Raw genomic sequence first — 352 nt, 5'->3', positions numbered from 1 at the left:
CAGGTCGATCGGGGTGGCGGTATTGTACGCAACGCTGGCGCTCTTGGCGGCAACGGCTGGGGCGGCAGGCGTGGCGACGGTCAGTGTGACGGTGGCAGCCGCCGAGGTGCCGCCGGGACCGGTGGCGGTATAGCCGAAGCTGTCGCTGCCATAATAACCGGTGGTCGGGGTGTAAGTGATGACATCGCCAGCCACGCTGGTGGTGCCATGCGCAGGGGCCGTGCTGACGGTGAGGCTGGAGTGCACACCGCTGACCGAGGCGGTCAGATCGATCGGCGTCGCGGTGTCATAAGCGACGCTGGCGCTCTTGGCGGCAACGCTGGGCGCAGCAGGCGTGGCGACGGTGAGCGTA

Annotated in this window: 1 protein-coding gene; it reads right to left on the bottom strand. The window is 68.2% G+C overall.

Going from position 1 to position 352, the window contains the following annotated elements; all coding sequences use genetic code 11:
* Window positions 1-352 (bottom strand): Ig-like domain-containing protein (locus tag EJC47_RS21170; RefSeq protein ID WP_221885211.1); only part of this gene is annotated, 352 nt, incomplete at both ends.

This window comes from Sphingomonas sp. TF3, from assembly GCF_003985085.1.
In the GTDB taxonomy this organism is placed as follows: Bacteria; Pseudomonadota; Alphaproteobacteria; order Sphingomonadales; family Sphingomonadaceae; genus Sphingomonas.
Note: the sequence above shows the minus strand (reverse complement) of the source record. Positions and strands in the feature narration are given on the sequence as shown.